The sequence below is a fragment of the Mycobacterium sp. NPDC051804 genome, assembly GCF_044452905.1.
Lineage (GTDB): Bacteria > Actinomycetota > Actinomycetes > Mycobacteriales > Mycobacteriaceae > Mycobacterium.
On record NZ_JBITCD010000002.1, the window covers coordinates 386,385 to 405,180 of the forward strand.

Annotated in this window: 17 protein-coding genes; 3 read left to right on the top strand and 14 right to left on the bottom strand. The window is 65.3% G+C overall.

The features are described 5' to 3' along the window. Positions 1-19 precede the first annotated feature (19 nt). The 8 genes from sepIVA to ACIA48_RS07630 form a co-directional block, all read right to left on the bottom strand. Positions 20-757 carry a cell division protein SepIVA gene (sepIVA, locus tag ACIA48_RS07595; protein ID WP_396729314.1) on the bottom strand — a complete coding sequence of 246 codons (738 nt, stop codon included), beginning with the start codon at positions 755-757 and terminating at the stop codon, positions 20-22. A 192-nt stretch (positions 758-949) separates the two neighbouring features. Continuing rightward, complete coding sequence (locus ACIA48_RS07600; protein ID WP_396729317.1) at positions 950-1,516, bottom strand: hemerythrin domain-containing protein; 567 nt, start codon at positions 1,514-1,516, stop codon at positions 950-952. Positions 1,517-1,596: 80 nt separating this feature from the next. Further along, the gene (gene coaD / locus ACIA48_RS07605; RefSeq protein WP_396729320.1) at positions 1,597-2,073 is read right to left on the bottom strand and encodes a pantetheine-phosphate adenylyltransferase; all 477 of its coding nucleotides are present in this window, start codon (positions 2,071-2,073) and stop codon (positions 1,597-1,599) included. A gap of 22 nt (positions 2,074-2,095) precedes the next feature. Continuing rightward, positions 2,096-2,650: a 16S rRNA (guanine(966)-N(2))-methyltransferase RsmD gene (rsmD, locus tag ACIA48_RS07610; RefSeq protein ID WP_396730691.1), complete on the bottom strand. Its 555-nt coding sequence runs from the start codon at positions 2,648-2,650 to the stop codon at positions 2,096-2,098. Further along, the gene (locus tag ACIA48_RS07615; protein WP_396729323.1) at positions 2,647-6,030 is read right to left on the bottom strand and encodes a pyruvate carboxylase; all 3,384 of its coding nucleotides are present in this window, start codon (positions 6,028-6,030) and stop codon (positions 2,647-2,649) included. The genes rsmD and ACIA48_RS07615 overlap by 4 nt, the downstream gene beginning before the upstream one ends. A 20-nt stretch (positions 6,031-6,050) precedes the next feature. After that, positions 6,051-6,683 carry a vitamin K epoxide reductase family protein gene (locus ACIA48_RS07620; protein ID WP_396729326.1) on the bottom strand — a complete coding sequence of 211 codons (633 nt, stop codon included), beginning with the start codon at positions 6,681-6,683 and terminating at the stop codon, positions 6,051-6,053. Continuing rightward, positions 6,680-7,480 carry a thioredoxin domain-containing protein gene (locus ACIA48_RS07625; RefSeq protein WP_396729329.1) on the bottom strand — a complete coding sequence of 267 codons (801 nt, stop codon included), beginning with the start codon at positions 7,478-7,480 and terminating at the stop codon, positions 6,680-6,682. The genes ACIA48_RS07620 and ACIA48_RS07625 overlap by 4 nt, the downstream gene beginning before the upstream one ends. Positions 7,481-7,514: 34 nt before the next feature. Beyond that, positions 7,515-8,612: an alpha/beta hydrolase gene (locus tag ACIA48_RS07630; protein ID WP_396729332.1), complete on the bottom strand. Its 1,098-nt coding sequence runs from the start codon at positions 8,610-8,612 to the stop codon at positions 7,515-7,517. Between ACIA48_RS07630 and ACIA48_RS07635 the strand changes: the two genes are divergently transcribed. After that, positions 8,611-9,456 carry an aldo/keto reductase gene (locus ACIA48_RS07635; protein WP_396729335.1) on the top strand — a complete coding sequence of 282 codons (846 nt, stop codon included), beginning with the start codon at positions 8,611-8,613 and terminating at the stop codon, positions 9,454-9,456. The genes ACIA48_RS07630 and ACIA48_RS07635 overlap by 2 nt on opposite strands. A gap of 5 nt (positions 9,457-9,461) precedes the next feature. Beyond that, a complete protein-coding gene (locus tag ACIA48_RS07640) occupies positions 9,462-10,304 on the top strand; it encodes an aldo/keto reductase (RefSeq protein ID WP_396729338.1) in 843 nt (280 codons plus the stop codon). 54 nt (positions 10,305-10,358) lie between these two features. Here the strand turns inward: ACIA48_RS07640 and ACIA48_RS07645 are convergent, their stop codons facing one another. From ACIA48_RS07645 to ACIA48_RS07660, 4 genes are all read right to left on the bottom strand, one after another. Beyond that, positions 10,359-11,927: a long-chain-fatty-acid--CoA ligase gene (locus tag ACIA48_RS07645; RefSeq protein ID WP_396729340.1), complete on the bottom strand. Its 1,569-nt coding sequence runs from the start codon at positions 11,925-11,927 to the stop codon at positions 10,359-10,361. A 105-nt stretch (positions 11,928-12,032) separates the two neighbouring features. Next, positions 12,033-12,740, bottom strand: coding sequence for an HNH endonuclease family protein (locus tag ACIA48_RS07650; protein WP_396729342.1), 708 nt, complete (start codon positions 12,738-12,740; stop codon positions 12,033-12,035). Beyond that, positions 12,737-14,971, bottom strand: a complete 2,235-nt coding sequence (gene recG, locus ACIA48_RS07655; RefSeq protein WP_396729344.1) for an ATP-dependent DNA helicase RecG — start codon at positions 14,969-14,971, stop codon at positions 12,737-12,739. The genes ACIA48_RS07650 and recG overlap by 4 nt, the downstream gene beginning before the upstream one ends. A 2-nt stretch (positions 14,972-14,973) precedes the next feature. Beyond that, on the bottom strand, positions 14,974-16,608 hold the full coding sequence (locus ACIA48_RS07660; RefSeq protein WP_396729347.1) for a DAK2 domain-containing protein: 1,635 nt from the start codon (positions 16,606-16,608) through the stop codon (positions 14,974-14,976). A gap of 224 nt (positions 16,609-16,832) precedes the next feature. Between ACIA48_RS07660 and rpmB the strand changes: the two genes are divergently transcribed. Further along, positions 16,833-17,027, top strand: coding sequence for a 50S ribosomal protein L28 (gene rpmB, locus ACIA48_RS07665; RefSeq protein ID WP_396729350.1), 195 nt, complete (start codon positions 16,833-16,835; stop codon positions 17,025-17,027). A 54-nt stretch (positions 17,028-17,081) separates the two neighbouring features. On the opposite strand, the gene ACIA48_RS07670 is transcribed toward rpmB, so the two are convergent. Then, positions 17,082-17,762 (bottom strand): uracil-DNA glycosylase, encoded by a 681-nt coding sequence (locus ACIA48_RS07670; RefSeq protein WP_396729353.1) that lies wholly within the window; start codon positions 17,760-17,762, stop codon positions 17,082-17,084. A gap of 28 nt (positions 17,763-17,790) precedes the next feature. Further along, positions 17,791-18,747, bottom strand: coding sequence for a thiamine-phosphate kinase (locus tag ACIA48_RS07675; protein ID WP_396729355.1), 957 nt, complete (start codon positions 18,745-18,747; stop codon positions 17,791-17,793). Positions 18,748-18,796 lie beyond the last annotated feature (49 nt).

The following is an 18,796-nucleotide window of genomic DNA, read 5'->3' on the forward strand; positions in this document are numbered from 1 at the left end:
ACGGCGGCCGTCCCAGGGCTTAGCGAGCTGCGTAGTCGTGCGTCCCAGCAGCGGTCCGTAATTGATGCCGGCCGCGGCCCACCGAGCGCAGTGTGCCGTTCAGGAAGTCCTCGAACTCGGCCAGCTTGCTGTCGACGTAGATGTCGCATTCGCCGCGCAACCGGTCCGCCTCAGCGTGTGCCGAGTCGATGAGGCGGGTGGCTTCCATTGTGGCGGTCTGGACGATCTCAGTCTGCGCGACCAGCCGCTGCTGCTCCTTGATGCCTTCCTGCACAGCCTTTTCGTATGCCAGGTTGCCGTTCTCGATGAGCCGGTCAGCCTCGTTCTTGGCGCGTCCGGTGCTTGCCTCGTACTCCCGCTTGGCGGTGGCTGCCAGACGGGAGGCTTCCTCTCTGGCCTCGCCGACCATGCGTTCGCTGTGCTGTCGGGCTTCGCCGACCATGCGGTCAGCCTGCGACTTTGCATCGGCCAGCAGCCGATCGGCCTCGGCACGGGCGTGGTTGACCAGGGAATCCGCCTCGGCGGTGGCCGAGGACACCATGGATCCGGAGTGCTCCTTGGCCTCACGCAGCAACGAGTCGCGCGCGTCCAGAACATCCTGGGCGTCGTCGAGTTCGCCGGGGATCGCGTCCTTGATGTCGTCGATCAGCTCGAGGACATCGCCGCGGGGCACTACGCAGCCTGCCGTCATGGGCACGCCGCGCGCTTCTTCCACAATCGCGCCCAGCTCGTCGAGCGCTTCAAATACTCGGTACACGGCAACACCCTCCAGGCGTAGTTGACAGTTACCAGTGTGCCTGGTGTTACGCCTGTGACTCAGCTACCGAACACGGTGTGTCGCATCTTTGCTGCTGATTGCTGTGTCACTGCTGCCCAGGCCGCAGTTCCGTCTGCTCAGTTTCGTGCAACATTATGTCAACACACCGGTCCGGCGCATCGTCGCCTGTGACTAGCGGACGGCAGCGGCGAGCGCGTCGCGCGCCCGGTCGAGCATCGACGCGAACGGGCCGACCATGAAGTTGGCCTTCGCGCTCTCCACGCCAGCGTGCGGACGGGTCGGCGCGATGGCCTCCGCGGCCAGCACCGCCTTGGCCATCCGACCGCGATCATCCGCCGTGAGGTTGCGCTCGAGCTTGGTGAACTCGTCGATCTCCTCGTGCTCGGCGTGCTCGACGACCGCGTCACGGAACACTGTGAGCTCGGCGATGAACTCCGGGGAATCGATGTCCATGCTCTCGAGCTTGGACAGCATTTCCTTGGCCGTGTGCTCTTCCTTCAGGCGGGCGTCGACGATCTCGTCGCCGTTGGCCGCCTCGTGGCGCACCCGCGGGTGGACCACCATCTCCTCGGCGGTCTCGTGTACTGCCAGCAATTGACGCAATTCGACGAAGGCCGTCTCGCGCGCTTTGGTCTCCGTTGCGTTGAATACCTCTTCGAACATGTCCTTGATCAGATTGTGCTGATCCTTGAGAAACTTCACGACGTCGTCAGTGGACTGGACAAATGTCTCAACCACAGCAATCACTCCAATGCTCATGGGGAAATGGGCGGCGCGGGGGCTGCGCGCCACTAATTGCCTACCCCGTCAGTGGGCGGTTAACCCTTGAGCTTGCCCTGCAATCGCACGTTGACAGCCTCGGGCAACAGCGCGGAGACGTCGCCGCCGAGCGATGCGACCTCCTTCGCCAGCGACGAGGACACGAACGAATACGTCGGCGTCGTGGCGACGAAAAAGGTGTCGACGCCAGCGATGTGCTTGTTCATCTGCGCCATCTGCAGCTCGTATTCGAAATCCGTCCCGGTGCGCAGGCCCTTGACGATCGCGGTCAGCCCGCGGGTCTTCACGAAGTCGACCACCAGACCCTCACCGGACTCCGCCCTCAGGTTCGGCAGATGCGTCGTGGATTCCTCGATCATCGCGATGCGCTCGTCGAGGCTGAACATCCCCTTCTTGTTCGGGTTGACCAGCACAGCGACGACGACCTCGTCGAACTGCGCTGCCGCGCGCTCGAAGATGTCCACGTGACCCAGCGTTACCGGGTCAAAAGATCCCGGGCATACGGCGCCGCTCATGGGGAACGACGCTACAGGCAGCTCACGCCCTCTCGGCGAGTTCCAGCCTGGTGTCGCCGTACGTACGCGATGGCCACACGTCCCAGCCGTCGGGCCACGTCAGTGCCCGACCTGACGTCGGGCGTTCGACGACGGCCACAGTCCCGGTCGTCGTCCATCCGCCCCGGGTCAAAGCGGAGAGCACGCTGTCGAGTTCGCCCACGTCCACGGTGTAGGGCGGATCGGCGAGCACCAGGTCGACGGGCTGCGCGGCGCCCGAAGCCAGCACTGTGGCGACCGTGCCGCGCCGCACCGACGCGTTCTTCACGCCGAGCGTGGCGATGTTCTTGTCGATGACGGCCGCGGCCCGCTGGTCGGATTCGACGAACACCGCCGACTCCGCTCCACGGGACATCGCCTCAAGGCCGAGCGCGCCCGAGCCGGCGTACAAATCGAGAACCGACAGTCCGGACAGTTCCACGCGAGCCGTCAGCAGGTTGAACAGCGATTCCCGAACCCGGTCGGTGGTCGGGCGGGTTCCACTGCGCGGCACCGCGATTCGCCGTCCACCGAGGGTGCCGGCGATAATGCGGGTCAGCTGACCACCACGAGCAGATCGCCACCTTCGACCTGTGCGGTCGCCGATACTGCGACGCGGTCGACCTGGCCGGCCTTGGGTGCGGTGATCGCGGCTTCCATCTTCATGGCCTCGATGGTGGCGATGGTCTGCCCCGCGTCGACCTTGTCGCCCGCGGATACGCTGACGGTGACGACTCCGGCGAACGGCGCGGCGACATGGTCGGGGTTGGACCGGTCGGCTTTCTCGGCGGCGGGCACCTCGGTGGCAATACTGTTGTCCCGCACCACGACCGGACGTAACTGACCGTTGAAGATGCACATCACGGTGCGCATCCCGCGTTCGTCGGGATCGGAGATCGCTTCCAACCCGATCAACAACTCCACGCCTTTTTCAAGCCTGACGCGGTGCTCCTCGCCGTGGCGCAGACCGTAGAAGAACTGGTTGGCCGACAGGCTGGAGGTATCACCGTACAGCTCGCGATGAGCCTCGAATTCCTTTGTCGGCCCGGGGAACAGCAGCCGGTTCAACGCTGCTTGTCGAGTCACACCCGGTTGCGCCAGCGCCGACTCGTCCTCCTCGGACAGCTCTTCGGTGGGCCGGGCCGGCGGCCGTCCGGCCAGCGCTTTGGTGCGCAGCGGTTCGGGCCAGCCGCCGGGCGGGTCGCCGAGTTCGCCGCGCAGGAATCCGATCACCGAGTCCGGGATGTCGAACCGTGCCGGGTCTGCCGCGAATTCGTCGGCGCTGATGCCGGCACCCACCAACGCCAACGCCAAATCACCAACCACCTTCGACGACGGCGTCACTTTCACCAACCGACCCAAAATCCGGTCCGCGGCAGCGTAATTGCCTTCGATCTCCTCGAAGCGGTCCCCGAACCCGAGCGCGATCGCCTGCTGGCGCAGGTTCGACAGCTGACCACCGGGGATCTCGTGGTGATACACCCGCCCCGTCGGCGCGGGAAGCCCAGACTCGAAGGGCGCGTAGACCTTCCGCAATGCCTCGAAATACGGCTCGAGATCGCATACCGCCGACAGCGACAGACCGGTGTCGTACTCGGTGTGCACGGCCGCGGCGACGATCGACGACAGTGCGGGCTGACTCGTGGTTCCCGCCAACGGTGCTGAGGCGCCGTCGACCGCGTTGGCGCCGGCCTGCCACGCCGCCACATAGGTGGCCAACTGCCCACCCGGGGTGTCGTGGGTATGCACGTGCACCGGCAGATCGAACCGGGAGCGCAAAGCACCGACCAGCACGCTGGCCGCATGCGGGCGCAGCAAGCCCGCCATGTCCTTGATCGCCAGCACATGCGCACCGGCGTCGACGATCTGCTCGGCCAGCTTGAGGTAGTAGTCCAGGGTGTAGAGGTTCTCCCCCGGATCCGAGAGGTCACCGGTGTAGCTCATTGCGACCTCGGCGATCGACGTGCCCGTCTCGCGGACCGCATCGATGGCTGGGCGCATCGACTCGACGTTGTTCAGCGCATCGAAGATGCGATAGATGTCGATACCCGTCGCGGTCGCTTCCTCAACGAACGCGCGAGTGACCGACTCCGGATACGGCGTGTAGCCGACGGTGTTGCGTCCGCGCAGCAGCATCTGCAGGCAGATGTTCGGCAGCGCTTCACGCAGGGCGGCGAGCCTCTCCCATGGGTCTTCCTTCAAGAACCGAAGCGCCACATCGTAAGTCGCACCACCCCAGCACTCCACCGACAACAACTGCGGCGTCATGCGCGAGATGTAGGGCGCGACCATGACCAGGCCGTTGGTCCTCAGCCTGGTCGCCAACAGTGACTGGTGAGCGTCGCGGAACGTCGTATCGGTGACGCCGACCGCCTTCGATTCGCGCATCCACCGGGCGAACCCGTCGGGCCCGAGTTCGGTCAGCAGCTGTTTGGAGCCGGAGGGCGCCGGCTCCGACAGATCGATGTCGGGCAGCTTGTCGTACGGATACACCGTGGACGGCCGCGGTCCCTGTGGCTGATTGACCGTGACGTCGGCCAGATAGTTGAGGATCTTGGTGCCGCGGTCAGCCGGGGTGTGCGCGGTCAGCAGGTACGGCCGGTCGTCGATGAACGACGTGGTGATCCGTCCCGCCCGGAAGTCGGGATCGTTGACGACAGCCAACAGGAACGGGATGTTCGTCGACACACCACGCACCCGGAACTCCGCCAGCGCACGCCGGGACCGAGCCAGCGCCGCCGCGTAATCGCGTCCACGGCAGGTCAGCTTGACGAGTAGTGAGTCGAAGTGCGCCCCGATCTCAGCGCCCAAATGCGTTGCGCCATCGAGGCGAATGCCCGCACCACCCGGCGACCGGTAGCTCGTGATGCGGCCGGTGTCGGGGCGGAATCCGTTGGCGGGGTCCTCCGTGGTGATCCGGCACTGCATCGCCGCACCGCGGATCTGCAGCGTGTCCTGGCTCAGACCGAGGTCCTCCAGGCTCTCGCCGTCGGCGATCCGCAGCTGGCTGGCCACCAGATCGACATCGGTGATCTCCTCGGTGACCGTGTGCTCGACCTGGATGCGCGGGTTCATCTCAATGAACACGTAATGGCCGCGCTCGTCGAGCAGGAATTCCACGGTGCCCGCGTAGGTGTAGTCGATGGAACGCGCGAAGGCGACCGCATCGGCACACATCTGATCACGCAACTCGGCGGGAAGGTTTGGCGCAGGGGCTAATTCGATGACCTTCTGGTGGCGCCGCTGCATGCTGCAGTCACGCTCGAACAGATGCATCACGTTGCCGTGTTTGTCGGCCAGGATCTGGACCTCGATGTGGCGCGGGTTGAGCACCGCCTGTTCGAGGTAGACCATCGGGTCTCCGAACGCCGACTCGGCCTCACGACTGGCCGCCTCGATCGCCTCACCCAGCGCGGCCGCATCGGTGACGCGCCGCATACCGCGCCCACCACCGCCGGACACCGCCTTGACGAACAGCGGGAACTCCATCGACTCCGACGCCGCGACCAGGTCGTCGACCGACGACGACGGTGCCGACGAATTGAGCACCGGCAGACCGGCATCGCGCGCCGCCGCGATCGCGCGGGCCTTGTTTCCCGTCAGCTCGAGAATTTCCGCGCTGGGGCCGATGAACGTGATCCCGGCGTCCGCACACGCCGCGGCCAGTTGCGGGTTCTCCGAGAGGAATCCGTACCCGGGATACACGGCATCGGCACCCGCCTGCTGCGCGACGCGGATGATCTCGTCGACCGAAAGGTACGCACGCACGGGATGGCCGATATCGCCGATCTGATACGACTCGTCGGCCTTCAGGCGGTGCTGGGAGTTGCGGTCCTCGTGTGCGTACACCGCGATGGTGGTGATGCCCATCTCGTAGGCCGCCCGGAAAGCACGAATAGCGATCTCGCCGCGATTGGCCACCAGGACCTTGGATATCACCGCTAAGCCCCGTCGTCTTTCTAGAGAAGGGTGGACCAGTAGTCCCAGAAGCGCACCAGGATCAGCAGGAGCACACCGGTGAACCACAGCGCCACCAAAGACCAGCGCCACGTATGAAGCACGTGTACGAGACGACTGGATGTCGCAGACCCCGTGGCGATCGACGTCGCGACGACGAACAGCGGGATCGTCACGGCCCACACCACCATGCAGTACGGGCACAATGCACCGATGCTGTAAAGGCTCTGCCATGCGAGCCAGTGCACGAACACGACGCCCAGGAAGGTGCCGATCGCCAGACCCGTCCAATACCAGCGCGGCAGATCGACTTTGGCGATTGCGAGCACGCCGGTCACCAACACGACGGTGAACCCGACGATGCCGATCAGCGAGTTGGGGAATCCGAAGACCGACGCCTGCGGAGTGATCATCACCGAACCGCACGACAGCACCGGATTGATGCTGCACGACGGCACGTAGTCGGGGTTGATCAGAATCTCGATCTTCTCGACCGTGAGTGTCACCGCGGCGGCCAGGCCGAGGACACCGGCGATCAGCACCCAGATCGCGCTGGGCCTACCGACTGTGACACCCGTCGCCTGCGCCGACGCGGGTTCGCGCGGCTCGACGGTGCTGGGTGTGGTCACGGTCATGGCGCAGGTGCTGGTGCCGGTGCGCCGGGCGGAGGTGCGAGGGGCGTCGGCTCGGCGGCTGGCGGCGGTACACCGGCGTCGAAGGCGGGCAGCTTGCCGACGATCTCCTCGATCTTGGCGACCAGTGCTTCAGGAGTGGTCGGGCTGTAGTCCTCACCGTTGATGCGAATCGTCGGTGTCGAGTTGACCTTGGTGGCCGCGGCGAGTCCCGACACCATGTCGGCGTTTGTCTCCTTGGAGATGCACTGGGGAACCTCGCCCGCGGCGCCTGCCTGACGCGCGATCTCGGCCAGCCGGGCGTTGTCGGGGAACGGGCCGACGCCCTCCTGGGGCTGCTGTGCGTACAGCGCGGCGTGGAACCGACGGAACGCCTCGATCGAATCGCCGGCGACGCAGTACGCGGCGTTACCGGCCCGCGTCGAGTAGCCGTCGCCCTGGCGGTCCAGGATCGACACCATGTAGTAGTCGGCCGCGACAGCACCCGAATCGATCAGCTTGTTCACCGTTGGACCGAACTGCTGCTCGAAGCTGCGGCAGGCCGGGCACAGGAAGTCCTCGTAAAGCCCCAGGACCACCTTGGGCTCGTCGGTGCCTTCCTTCTTGATCAACTGAGCAGATGTCGAAGTGACCCGGATCGGATCCGCCTGGCCCGCGGTCGGCTTTTCGTCGGCCGACAGCACGATGTACATCACGAGCGTCACGGCGAAGATCACGACGATCGCGGTCAGGCCGATCTGGACCGCGCGATTGCGCTTGCGGTCGGAGGCGTTCAGGTCGTATTTCGGTTTCGAAGCCACGCGCTAAGAGTACCGGCGGCCTTTCCCAGGTTTCTCACGTGCGGGCCAGATGAGCCCGTAGCGCTGAGATCGATTCCGCGATGGCGGTCGCGCTGTCGCCCCCGACCGGGAAGAAATTGAGGAAGCCGTGGATCAGCGATTGGAACTCTCGGTAGTCGACCTCCACGCCTGCCGCGCGCAGAGCGTCGGCGTACTGCCTGCCTTCGTCGCGCAGCGGATCGAAGCCGGCGGTCAGCACCAGCGCCGGCGGCAGTCCGGACAGGTCGTCTACCAGCAGCGGCGATACCCGCGGATCGGCCGCATCGACGTCCGCGCCGTCGATGTATTTCTCGAGGCCGAACTCCAGGTCCCCCCGGGTGAGAAAGAACCCGTCGCCGAACAACGTTCGCGACCGCGTCTGCGCATTCCATTCGGTCACCGGATAGAACAGCAATTGCAGCGCCGGGAGCTGAACACCCTCGTCACGGGCGCGCAGCGAAACCAGCGCGGCGAGGTTCGCACCGGCGCTGTCGCCCCCTACCGCCACTCGGCCGACGTCGGCTCCCAACTCCGCGGCGTGGTCAAGGGCCCAGGTGAATGCGGTGAACGCGTCGTCGACACTGGCAGGCGCTTTGTGCTCCGGCGCGAGCCGGTAGTCGACCGACAACACATGCATGCCGCCCTCCCGGCAGATCTGCCTGCACGCGTCGTCATGCGTCTCGAGATCGCCGACCACCATTGCGCCACCGTGGAAAAACACCAGCAGCGGCGCGCCATCGCCGCTGATCGGTCGGTAATGACGCGCACGGATGGCCCCGACCGATCCGGGAATGACGAGGTTCGTCACCGATGCGACGGGGATGTCCTGTCTGAAGCTGTCCGTCAGCATCCTCAACAGCGCGCGAGCTGTCGGGACGTCGGGATCCAGGATCAGACTTCCAAGGCCCAATCTGTTCTGGCCGAAGAGCATGAACTGCAGTGTCGTATCAAGGGTGTTGCCGTCGATGACGACCGAACGACCACCGAGCAGCACCCTTTTGACGGACCGCGGGATGTGCGGAAGGGCCCGCAGACTCGTGCCGCCGAGCTTCACCAACCGGGCCTTGCCGCCTGTCGGCGTTTTCTCGGTCTGGACTGGCAGACTCGAAGTCATGGCTTCTCCTTCGATCACGCTGAACGACGGTAACCCGATCCCTCAGGTCGGACTCGGTGTCTTCCAGACACCCCCCGATGACACCGAACGCGCGGTGACCACGGCCTTCGAGGCAGGCTACCGCCACGTCGACACGGCCGCGGCGTACCGGAACGAACGCGGGGTCGGACAGGCGCTCGCGAAGTCGGGCCTGTCCCGCGAGGACGTCTACATCACCACCAAGCTGTGGAACTCCGACCAGGGCTACGACTCCACCCTCAAGGCGTTCGACCGCAGCATGGACAAATTGGGCTTCAATGGATCGGACTCCTACCTCGACCTGTATTTGATCCATTGGCCGTTGCCCGCGAGGAACACGTTCGTCGACACGTTCAAGGCGTTCTCTCGGTTGCGCGACGAAGGCCGCATCAAATCGATCGGAGTCAGTAATTTCGAGCCAGAGCACCTGCGAATTCTGGTGGACGCGACCGGCATCGTCCCGGCCGTCAACCAGGTCGAACTACACCCGCTGTTTCCGCAGGAGGAGCTGCGTCAGGTGCACGGACAACTGGGCATCGCCACGGAGGCGTGGGCCCCATTGGGCCAGGGTGCGCTACTCGACAATCCGACGGTGACCGAGGTCGCCGACCGGCATGGGAAAACGCCGGCACAGGTACTGATTAGGTGGCATATCCAACTCGGCAATATAGTCATCCCGAAATCGGTGACCCCCGAGCGAATTGTGAGTAATTTCGACGTGTTCGATCTTGAACTGAGCGAGCAGGACATGGCGTCCATTTCCTCGCTCGGCAGCGATGGATCACGGTTGGGTCCCGATCCTCGGACCTTCGACTTCACAGGTTAGGTGACATGACCCCCTCGCCCGGTGCGATCCCCGCCGTCACTCTGAACGACGGGAACACCCTTCCGGTGATCGGTCTCGGCGTCGGCGAGTTGTCGGAATCCGAGACCGAACAGTCGGTGGCCGCTGCGCTGGAGGCCGGCTACCGATTGATCGACACCGCGTCGGCCTACGGAAACGAAGCCGCCGTTGGCCGCGCGATCGCCTCGTCCGGAATTCCGCGCGAAGAGGTGTTCGTCACCACCAAGCTGGCGACGAAGGATCAGGGGTTCCAGGCGTCGCAGGACGCGCTGAAGGCCAGCCTCGAACGTCTCGGCCTCGAGTACGTCGACCTGTACCTGATCCACTGGCCGGCCGGTGACCCCGGTAAGTACGTAGACAGCTGGGGCGGTCTGATGAAGCGAAAGGAAGAGGGCGACACCAAGTCGATCGGCCTGGCGAATTTCCACGCCGAGGATCTGTCCAACGTCATCGACCTGTCCTACTTCACGCCGGCGATCAACCAGATCGAATTGCACCCGCTGCTGAACCAGGCGGAATTGCGCGCGACCAACGCCGACTACGGCATTGTCACCGAGGCCTACGGTCCCTTGGGCGTCGGAAACCTGTTGGACAACCCGGCAGTCGTTTCTGTGGCGGAGGCGAACGGCAAGACGGCGGCGCAGGTGCTCATCAGGTGGAGCATTCAGCTCGGCAATATCGTCATTCCGCGGTCGTCGTCGCCGGAGCGGATCAAGTCGAACATCGAGGTCTTCGACTTCGAGCTGAGCGACGACGACATGGCCACACTCAACGGGCTGAACGACGGCACCCGTTTCCGGCCGGACCCCGAAACCTACACGGGCTCTTAATTTTCGTCACGACACCTCGCGGGTAAAGCTCGCTCAAGAAGCGGCGCGGCACGGCTAGGCTTGTCCGCTCGGAGCACCCGCGTTCTCGCCCGCTCCCCAGAAGGGCTCGCGCAGTTGTCGTTTCAGTATCTTGCCGGGTCCGGATTGCGGCAGCGGTGTGTCGCGGAACTCGACAGAGCGCGGACATTTGTAACCGGCGATCTGTGTGTTGCAATGCGCGATCACATCCTCTGCCCTGAGCTCGGCTCCAGCCGTCGGCACGATGATCGCGTGCACGCACTCACCCCACTTGGGGTCGGGTACGCCGATGACCGCCACTTCGGCGACACCCGGCATGAGAGAGATCGCATTCTCGACTTCGGCCGAGTAGACGTTCTCACCGCCCGTGATGATCATGTCCTTGACCCGATCGACGATGAACACGAAACCCTCGTCATCCATGAAGCCCGCGTCGCCGGTGTAAAGCCAGCCGTCTGCAAGCACCGCTGACGTCTCAGTGGGCTTGTTCCAGTAACCCTGCATGATCATCGGACCGCGCGCCGCGATCTCACCAACCGTGCCCCGCGGCAACTCCTTTCGCTCCGTACCGACGATTCTCAACTCGGCCGAGAGCACCGCCTGCCCGCACGACTTGATACGGCCGGCAAACGGCCCGTCAAGTGTGGCGTAGCGCGGCGGCAGCATGGTCAAGCCAGGGGACGCCTCGGTCATACCGTAGGCATGAATGAACCCGCAGGTGGGGAAGGTGTCAATTGCCTTGCGCAACATGCCTTCCGGCATCGGCGACGCACCATACGTGATGTATTCGAGGTTCGACAGATCGACTTCGCCCACTGTGGAAGAACTGATCAGCATGTTGATCATGGTCGGCACATACACGGCGTGCGTGACCTTCTCGCGCTCCATGGTCTGCAGGCAGTCGACGGCATCGAAACGAGGAACAAAGACGTGGCGTCCGCCGCAGATCGTGACACCGAATGTTGCACCGCCATCTGCCAGGTGGAACATCGGGGCGGAATGGAGGTAGGCCATGTCTTGGTCGTAATACATTCCGGCGATGGTGTTCATCGCATTCCACACCAGGTTGTTGTGACTGAGCATCACACCCTTGGTCTTGCCCGTGGTGCCACCGGTATAGAACAGACCGGCCAGCGTGTCACCACCCGCGCCCGAATCTGCGGCCGGAGGTCCGGTCGCAAGGTCTTCAAATGACAGCGCACCCGTCGGCGGCGTGTCGTCGTCAAGATAAAACACCGCTTCGATTGTCGACAGATCCGCCAGCGCAGCGGCATGCTCTTGCATAGCGCCGTCGACGAACAGGACGCGCGCGCCGGAATCTTCGAGGATGTGGCGGATCTCCGGTATTGCCAGCCTCGTGTTCAGCGGCACGACGGCCGCACCGAGCCACGGGATGGCGTACAGAAGTTCGAAGTAGCGATCACTGTTGAGCGCCAGGATCGCGACGCGATCGCCGAGTTGCACTCCGACCTCTTTGAGTCCACCCGCGATTCGCGCCACACGGTCCACCGTCTCCGACCAGACCCGCCGTCGTTCCCTGAAGACAGTGGATTCCTCAAACGGCCGGATCTGCGCTGCGCGTCGCAACCCCTGAGTCAGATACATGGCCCACCTCCATGCCTGCCCGACCATAACCGGGCCGTCCTTGACGGCGGCGCGTTTTGTGGCGCGCAATTACCGAGTTGCTCAGCAAAGGCGCGGCGAATGCAGTCAGCCGGTCGGGCAGGTCGCGGCCGCATCGCGTAGGACAACTGCCGACGGCGCGTCCACCGGCAGCGCGTAGCCGCGCAGCACGGCGATGAACTGGACCGAGTACTGACACCGGAACGCGGCGTTGGGCGGCATCCAGGCCGCAGGCTCCTGGTCGCCCTTGTCCTGATTTGCCCCTCCGGCGACGGCAATGAGATTGGCCGGATCGTTGGCGAATCGCAGCCGCATATCGTCTGTCCAGAACCGTGCGCCGAGATCCCACGCCAACGCCAGCGGAACGATGTGGTCGATCTGCACTGCGGCGCCAGTCTTCTCACCGCGGGTAAAGGCGATCTCGGCGTTGGTGTAGGGATCGTGCATCAGACCCGTCGCCACGGCATTGGGACAACGTTTGATCGAAATGTAGGACTTGTCGACGAGGTCGCGGTCGAGGATGTCGTTGCGAGTATCGCAGCCGTTGTGGCCACCCGGCGCAGAATTGTCATCGGTCCAGCTGTCGCCGAACGCATCCCGTCGATAGTCGTATCCTCGGATGCGCAGCGGTATCTGGGCGACGCCTGCGAGCACGTCGACTCCTGGCGCGACAGTCGGGATGTCGGCGCTCGCGATGAACTGCGATCGGTTGATCGACGAGTTGGTGACTTGAATGGCGACCAACACCGCGATGGACACGATCGCGACCAGCCACAGCAGGTACCTGCGGTTCACGCCTTTTCCAGATATTCGATGCGGTCGGTGTCGGAGAACGGCGCGGCCAGCGACGCCATCCCGGGGTCACCGGGATTCGTCGCGTAGTGCCCATCGCAGAAGTCGCGCGCGGCGAGAATGAGATCGAGATGTTCGAACAACGACAAGAAGCGCAGCGTGATCGGGCGCCCGGATTGGCTGTAGCCCAACACATCTCCCTCGCGTCGCTCCATGAGATCGAGGTCGGCGAGTGTGAAACCGTCGAGGGTCGAGGCGACGGCCCTGAGGCGCTCCCCCGCCTTCGAGGCCTCCGGCAGTTGGGTGACGAGCAGACACAGGCTGGGATGTTGTCCGCGGCCGATACGACCGCGCAGCTGGTGCAGCTGGCTTATGCCGAACCGGTCGCCGTCCATCACCAGCATCACGGTCGCGTTGGGCACATCGACGCCGACCTCGATCACCGTGGTGCAGATGAGGACATCGATGTCTCCCGCGCGAAACGCGGCCATCACCGCGTCCTTTTCGTCGGCGGACAACCGGCCGTGCATGAGCCCGAGCCGCAGGCCTGAGAGTGGGCCGCGCCGCAGCCGCTCGAACAATTCGACGACGGTCACTGCGGGTGGGCCCTGTTCCTTGACCTGGTCGCGCCGCTTACCTCTGCCCTTGCCGTCGTCGTCCGCATCGATGCGCGACGCGACGATGTAGGCCTGCCGTCCGGCGCCGACTTCTTCGATGATCCGTTGCCAGGCACGGTCGAGCCAGCGCGGATGCTCTTTGAGAAAGATCGTGTTGGTGGTGATCGGTTGGCGACCGCGTGGCAGTTCACGAAGCACCGACGTCTCGAGATCGCCGTAGTGGGTCAGCGCGACGGTGCGCGGGATCGGTGTCGCGGTCATCACCAGCAGATGCGGTGTGACGCCCTCGGGCGCCTTGGCGCGCAGCCGATCTCGTTGTTCGACCCCGAACCGATGCTGTTCGTCGACAACGACCATGCCGAGGCGATGGAACTCGACGGTGTCCTGGAGCAGCGCATGTGTGCCGATGACGATGCCCGCTTCACCGGAGGCGACTTCGTCGCGCACCTGCTTCTTCTGTTGTGGGGACATCGATCCCGTCAGCAGCGCAATGCGCGTCGCCCTCTCGGCACCGCCGAGTTGACCGGCCATCGCCAGCGGTCCGAGGACATCGCGAATCGAGCGGGCATGCTGGGCGGCAAGGACTTCCGTCGGGGCCAGGAGTGCGCACTGGTATCCGGCGTCGACCATCTGCAGCATCGCCAGTACCGAGACGATGGTCTTGCCGGAGCCGACCTCGCCCTGCAGCATGCGGTTCATCGGTCGGCTCGCCGCCAACTCGGTGGTCAGCACCTCCAGGACATCCTTTTGACCTTCGGTCAGTTCGAATGGCATTTGATGGCGCATGGCCGCGACGAGACCGTCGTCGGATGGCACCGCGATGGGTCCGGCGTCACTCAATGCGCCGAACCTGCGCTGCGCCAACGCCCATTGCAGCCCGATGGCCTCGTCATAGGTCAGACGCGCGATCGCCGCATCGCGTTCCGCGGCCTTTTCCGCCATGTGGATAGCGCGCAGAGCTTCGTCCTCGCCGATCAGATGGTGTTCGCGCAGAAAGGCTTCAGGCAGCGGTTCCTCCATCGGATCCAGGACGTCGAGCACCTGGCGCACACAGGCGTAGATGTCCCAGCTCTGCACCTTGCTGTTGGCGGGGTAAATCGGGAAGAAATCGCGATCGAAGAGGGAGAGCAACTTGCCTTCGTCGGCTGTCCCTTCCGCTCGGGCAATCGCGGTGAGCGATCGGGTCCCGGCGACTCTGCCGTCCTCGTGGATCACCAGGAAGGCCGGATGCGTCAGCTGCATGGTGCCTTTGAAATAGCCCACCTCGCCCGAAAGCATCACCCGCTGGCCTTCTTTGAGGGTTTTCTTGATGATCTTCACGTTGAAGAAGGTCGCGGTCACCTTGGGCTTGCGGTTGCCGATCGTGACGACCATGTATTCCCGTTTAGGCGGACGGTTTGTCACCCGAAGATCCACCTTGGTGACGCGGTCGATGAACGTGACGTGTTCGCCTTCTTCGAGTTCCTCGCCTTCGCCGGACGTAATCATCTCGTCGCTGTACTTGCGCGGATAGTGCCGCAGCAGGTCGTTGACGGTGACGATGCCGAAATGCTCTTCCAACAGATCGGCGGAGTTCTTGCCGACGACGAAGTCGAGCCGATCGGTCAGCTTGGCCACGGCTACTCGACGCCGATCAGCAGAGCATCTCCGCGATGGTCGGTGTGGTAGGTCACCAACTCGGTGCCGATGTGTTCGCGATGCACGTGCTCCGCCAACGCCTCGCCGACCGCTGCGTCGACACCGGCACCGGTGAGAACGGTGACGAGTTCACCGCCCGCCGCCAACAGGAGGTCGATCAATCCCGCACCCGCTGTCGCGACGTCCTTCCCCACAATCAGCACCTCGTCGGCCGCGATGCCGAGGCCGTCGCCCGGTTCGCACGTGCCAGCCCACGTGAGCGCCTCCTCGGTGGCGACGCGCACCGATCCGTGCCTTGCAGCGGCCGCAGCGCGCGCCATCGTGTAGCCGTCGTCGACGGCTTGCCGGTCCGCTTCGTGCATGGCCAGCGCGGCGAGGCCCTGCACCATCGACGCCGTCGGCACCGGCACCACGTCGATACCCCAGCCGATGGCGGCGGTGCAGCCCGCGACGAGTTCCTCGGCCGCGACGTACCCGTTGGGCAGCACCATGATTTGCGCCGCACCCGTGTTGACCAGGGCGTGCAGGAGCTCTTTGGCGCTGACGGGCCCGCCCGGATCGAGACGCAGCACGTGCGCACCCTCACCCGCGAACAGCTCTCGGGCGCCGGCACCGTCGACCACGGCGAGCACGGCCCGCTCCCGGGCCCATCCGCCGGACGGCCGCGCACCCGTCGTGCCGCTGAGCGACGTGATTTGGATGCGGCTCAGCGTGCCCAGCGGCAGCGCCGCCTCGACCGCGGCGCCGGCGTCGTCGGCATGCACATGCACGGAGTACTGGCCCGCATCGGTTGTCGTCGCGATGGCCACCGACTCGCCCAACCGGTCGAGGCTGCGCCGAAGCGTCTCCACCCCGGCCGCGTCACACCCGCTGAGCAGGTACATAACCTCGAAATTGGGGGTTGTCACCGTCGCGGCGGCGGCGACGGGCTCCTGCGGCGGGGACGGCACGTACTCCTCTCGGTGCCGGACCTGCCCGGTCAGAGTCGCGCTCATCGCATCCAGCAGTACCAGCAGGCCCCGCCCACCGGCGTCCACCACGCCGGCCTCGGCCAGAACGTCGAGCTGCCCGGTGGTCTTGTCCAGTGAAACGGCCGCCGCGTCGGCCGACGCCGCGACCACGGTGGCGATTCCGGAGTCGTCGGCGCCTGCATCCTCGGCGGCATCCGCCGCATCCTGGAGCACCGACACGATAGTGCCGGGAACCGCTTCACCCATCGAGCTGACGACCAGGCCGACCGAATGCCGCAGAGCCGCCCCGAACAGCGCTCCGCTGACGTCGGCGAGCACACCGTCACGATCGGCGGCCGCCGAAGCGGTGACATCGGCCAGCCCGCGCAGGATCTGGGACAGGATGACGCCGGAGTTCCCCCGTGCGCCTTGCAGCGCACCGCGAGCGAGCGCGGCGGCGATCTCTACGACGTTGTCGGACGTCGCGAGGGCATCGGCCTGCGCCCACGCCGCACGCATTGTGAACAGCATGTTTGTACCGGTATCGGCGTCGGCGACGGGGAATACATTGAGGCGGTTGATCTCGTCGGTGTGGGTGATGAGGTCGCCGACGGCGGTATGCGCCCAATCCCGCAGTGCGGAGGCGTCGAGCCGCCGATCCGACATGCCCACCTCCAGCCGCCATGGCGGCACCCGCTGGCTCGGGGCGTCGCCGTGCGCGCAAGCCTAGCCATTCGTCCTGACAGCCCCTACAGAACGTTCGCGCCTGTGGAGACCATTTTGGTGATCCTTGGCGCGGCCGGTATCCTGGTCAGGTTGTCGGGTCGACCCGCCGCCGGTTGTGGGCGGAAACCCAGGCCCCCCAAGTACTGATTCGAGGAGTTCTACATATGGCTGCCGTGTGCGATATCTGCGGGAAGGGCCCCGGCTTCGGCAAGTCGGTGTCGCACTCCCATCGCCGGACCAGCCGTCGGTGGGATCCGAACATCCAGACCGTGCGCGCCGTGTCCACCCCGGGTGGCAACAAGAAGCGCGTCAACGTGTGCACGTCGTGCATCAAGGCCGGAAAGGTCTCGCGCGGCTGACGCGCGCTGACGGTTTAAACCGCCGTATAAATCCGTACGCTCACCACGCCGGTACTACGGAAGGCGCCAGTCGATCGGTTCGGCGCCCATCTTCGCCAGTAGTTCATTCGCCCGGCTGAACGGCCGCGAGCCGAAGAAACCCCGGGACGCCGACAGCGGTGACGGGTGCGGCGACTCGATGGCCACGCAATCGGCACCGAGCATCGGCTTCAAGGTGGACGCGTCGCGGCCCCACAACACCGCGACGAGCGGCTGCTGCCGCGCGACCAGAGCCCGGATAGCGCACTCAGTCACCGCCTCCCAGCCCTTACCGCGATGCGAGGCGGGGGTTCCCGGCCGGACGGTGAGCACCCTGTTCAGCAGCATCACGCCACGCTCGCACCACGGCGTCAGATCCCCTGTCGCGGGAGCCGGATACCCGAGATCGTCGACGTACTCGGTGAAGATATTGGCCAGGCTGCGCGGCAACGGCCGCACCTCGGGCGCCACCGAGAAGCTCAGACCGACGGCGTGGCCCGGTGTGGGGTACGGGTCCTGGCCGACGATGAGAACCCGCACTCGATCGAACGGGAAACTGAAGGCGCGCAACACGTTCTGGCCTGCTGGTAGATAGCGTTGGCCCGCTGCGATCTCGGCCCGCAGGAACTCCCCCATCTGCGCGACCTGAGACTGCGCGGGTTCCAGCGCGCGCGCCCAACCATCCTCGACGATTTCATTAAGCGGTCGTGCACCCACGATGGGTCAACTTAGCGTGCGTGCCGGCTCAGAACGACTGCCATCCCGATTCGCCGCGCCATGGCTGTCCATCTAGCAGGACTGTGGCGGGACCATCCAGCACCCGTCCGATCACCCGCCAGCCCTCCGGCGGCGACCCTGGGAACGTCGCCACCAGCGAGTGGTCCTCGCCTCCCCCGAGCACCCAATCAAGCGGATCAACCCCCAGAGCTGCGCCCGCCGAGACGAGCGGATCGAGATCTGCGCTCAGCGATTCCGACGAGAGGGCGATCCCGACGTCGGACGCTTTCGCGATGTGCCCGAGGTCGGCCATCAGCCCGTCGGAGACGTCGGTCATCGACGTCGCACCGGCGGCCGCCGCGGCCGCGCCCCGACCGTATGGCGGTTGCGGCACCAGGTGACGGCGACGCAGCGCGTCGAAATCATCAAAGCCGTTGAGCAACAGCGCATATCCAGCGGCAGACCATCCACTGTCTCCCACGACCGCGACGGTGTCACCGGACCGGGCGCCGTCGAGACGAACGGCTTGGCGACCGCCCAGATCGCCGAGTGCGGTCACCGAGATCACCCATTGCGGCGCCGTCACGAGGTCGCCTCCCACGATGCCGGCGCCCAGCAGCCTCGCCTCGTGCCAGAGGCCGTCGGCCAGCTCCACGGCGTGCGCGGCCTGCGTATCACCGGGCGCTCCGAATGCGACGACGAACGCGGTGGCCGTCGCCCCCATCGCCTCTATGTCGGCCGCATTCTGCGCGATCGCCTTGCGGCCGACATCGTGAGGTGTCGACCAGTCGAGCCGGAAATGGCTCCCCTCGACGAGCATGTCCGTCGACACCACCGTCGCGCCGTCGCGGGCCAACACCACCGCGGCGTCGTCACCGGGCCCCAGCGCCACCACGTCGGGTTGCTGGCGACCTGCGACGAGCCGGTCGATGACGGTGAACTCGCCCACCCCGGCGAGGGTTTCGGGGGGCTCGTCGCTCGCCATGTCGCCTCCCCTGCGCTGCGGTACGTTTGGTCCCTGCGGCGTGGAGTCT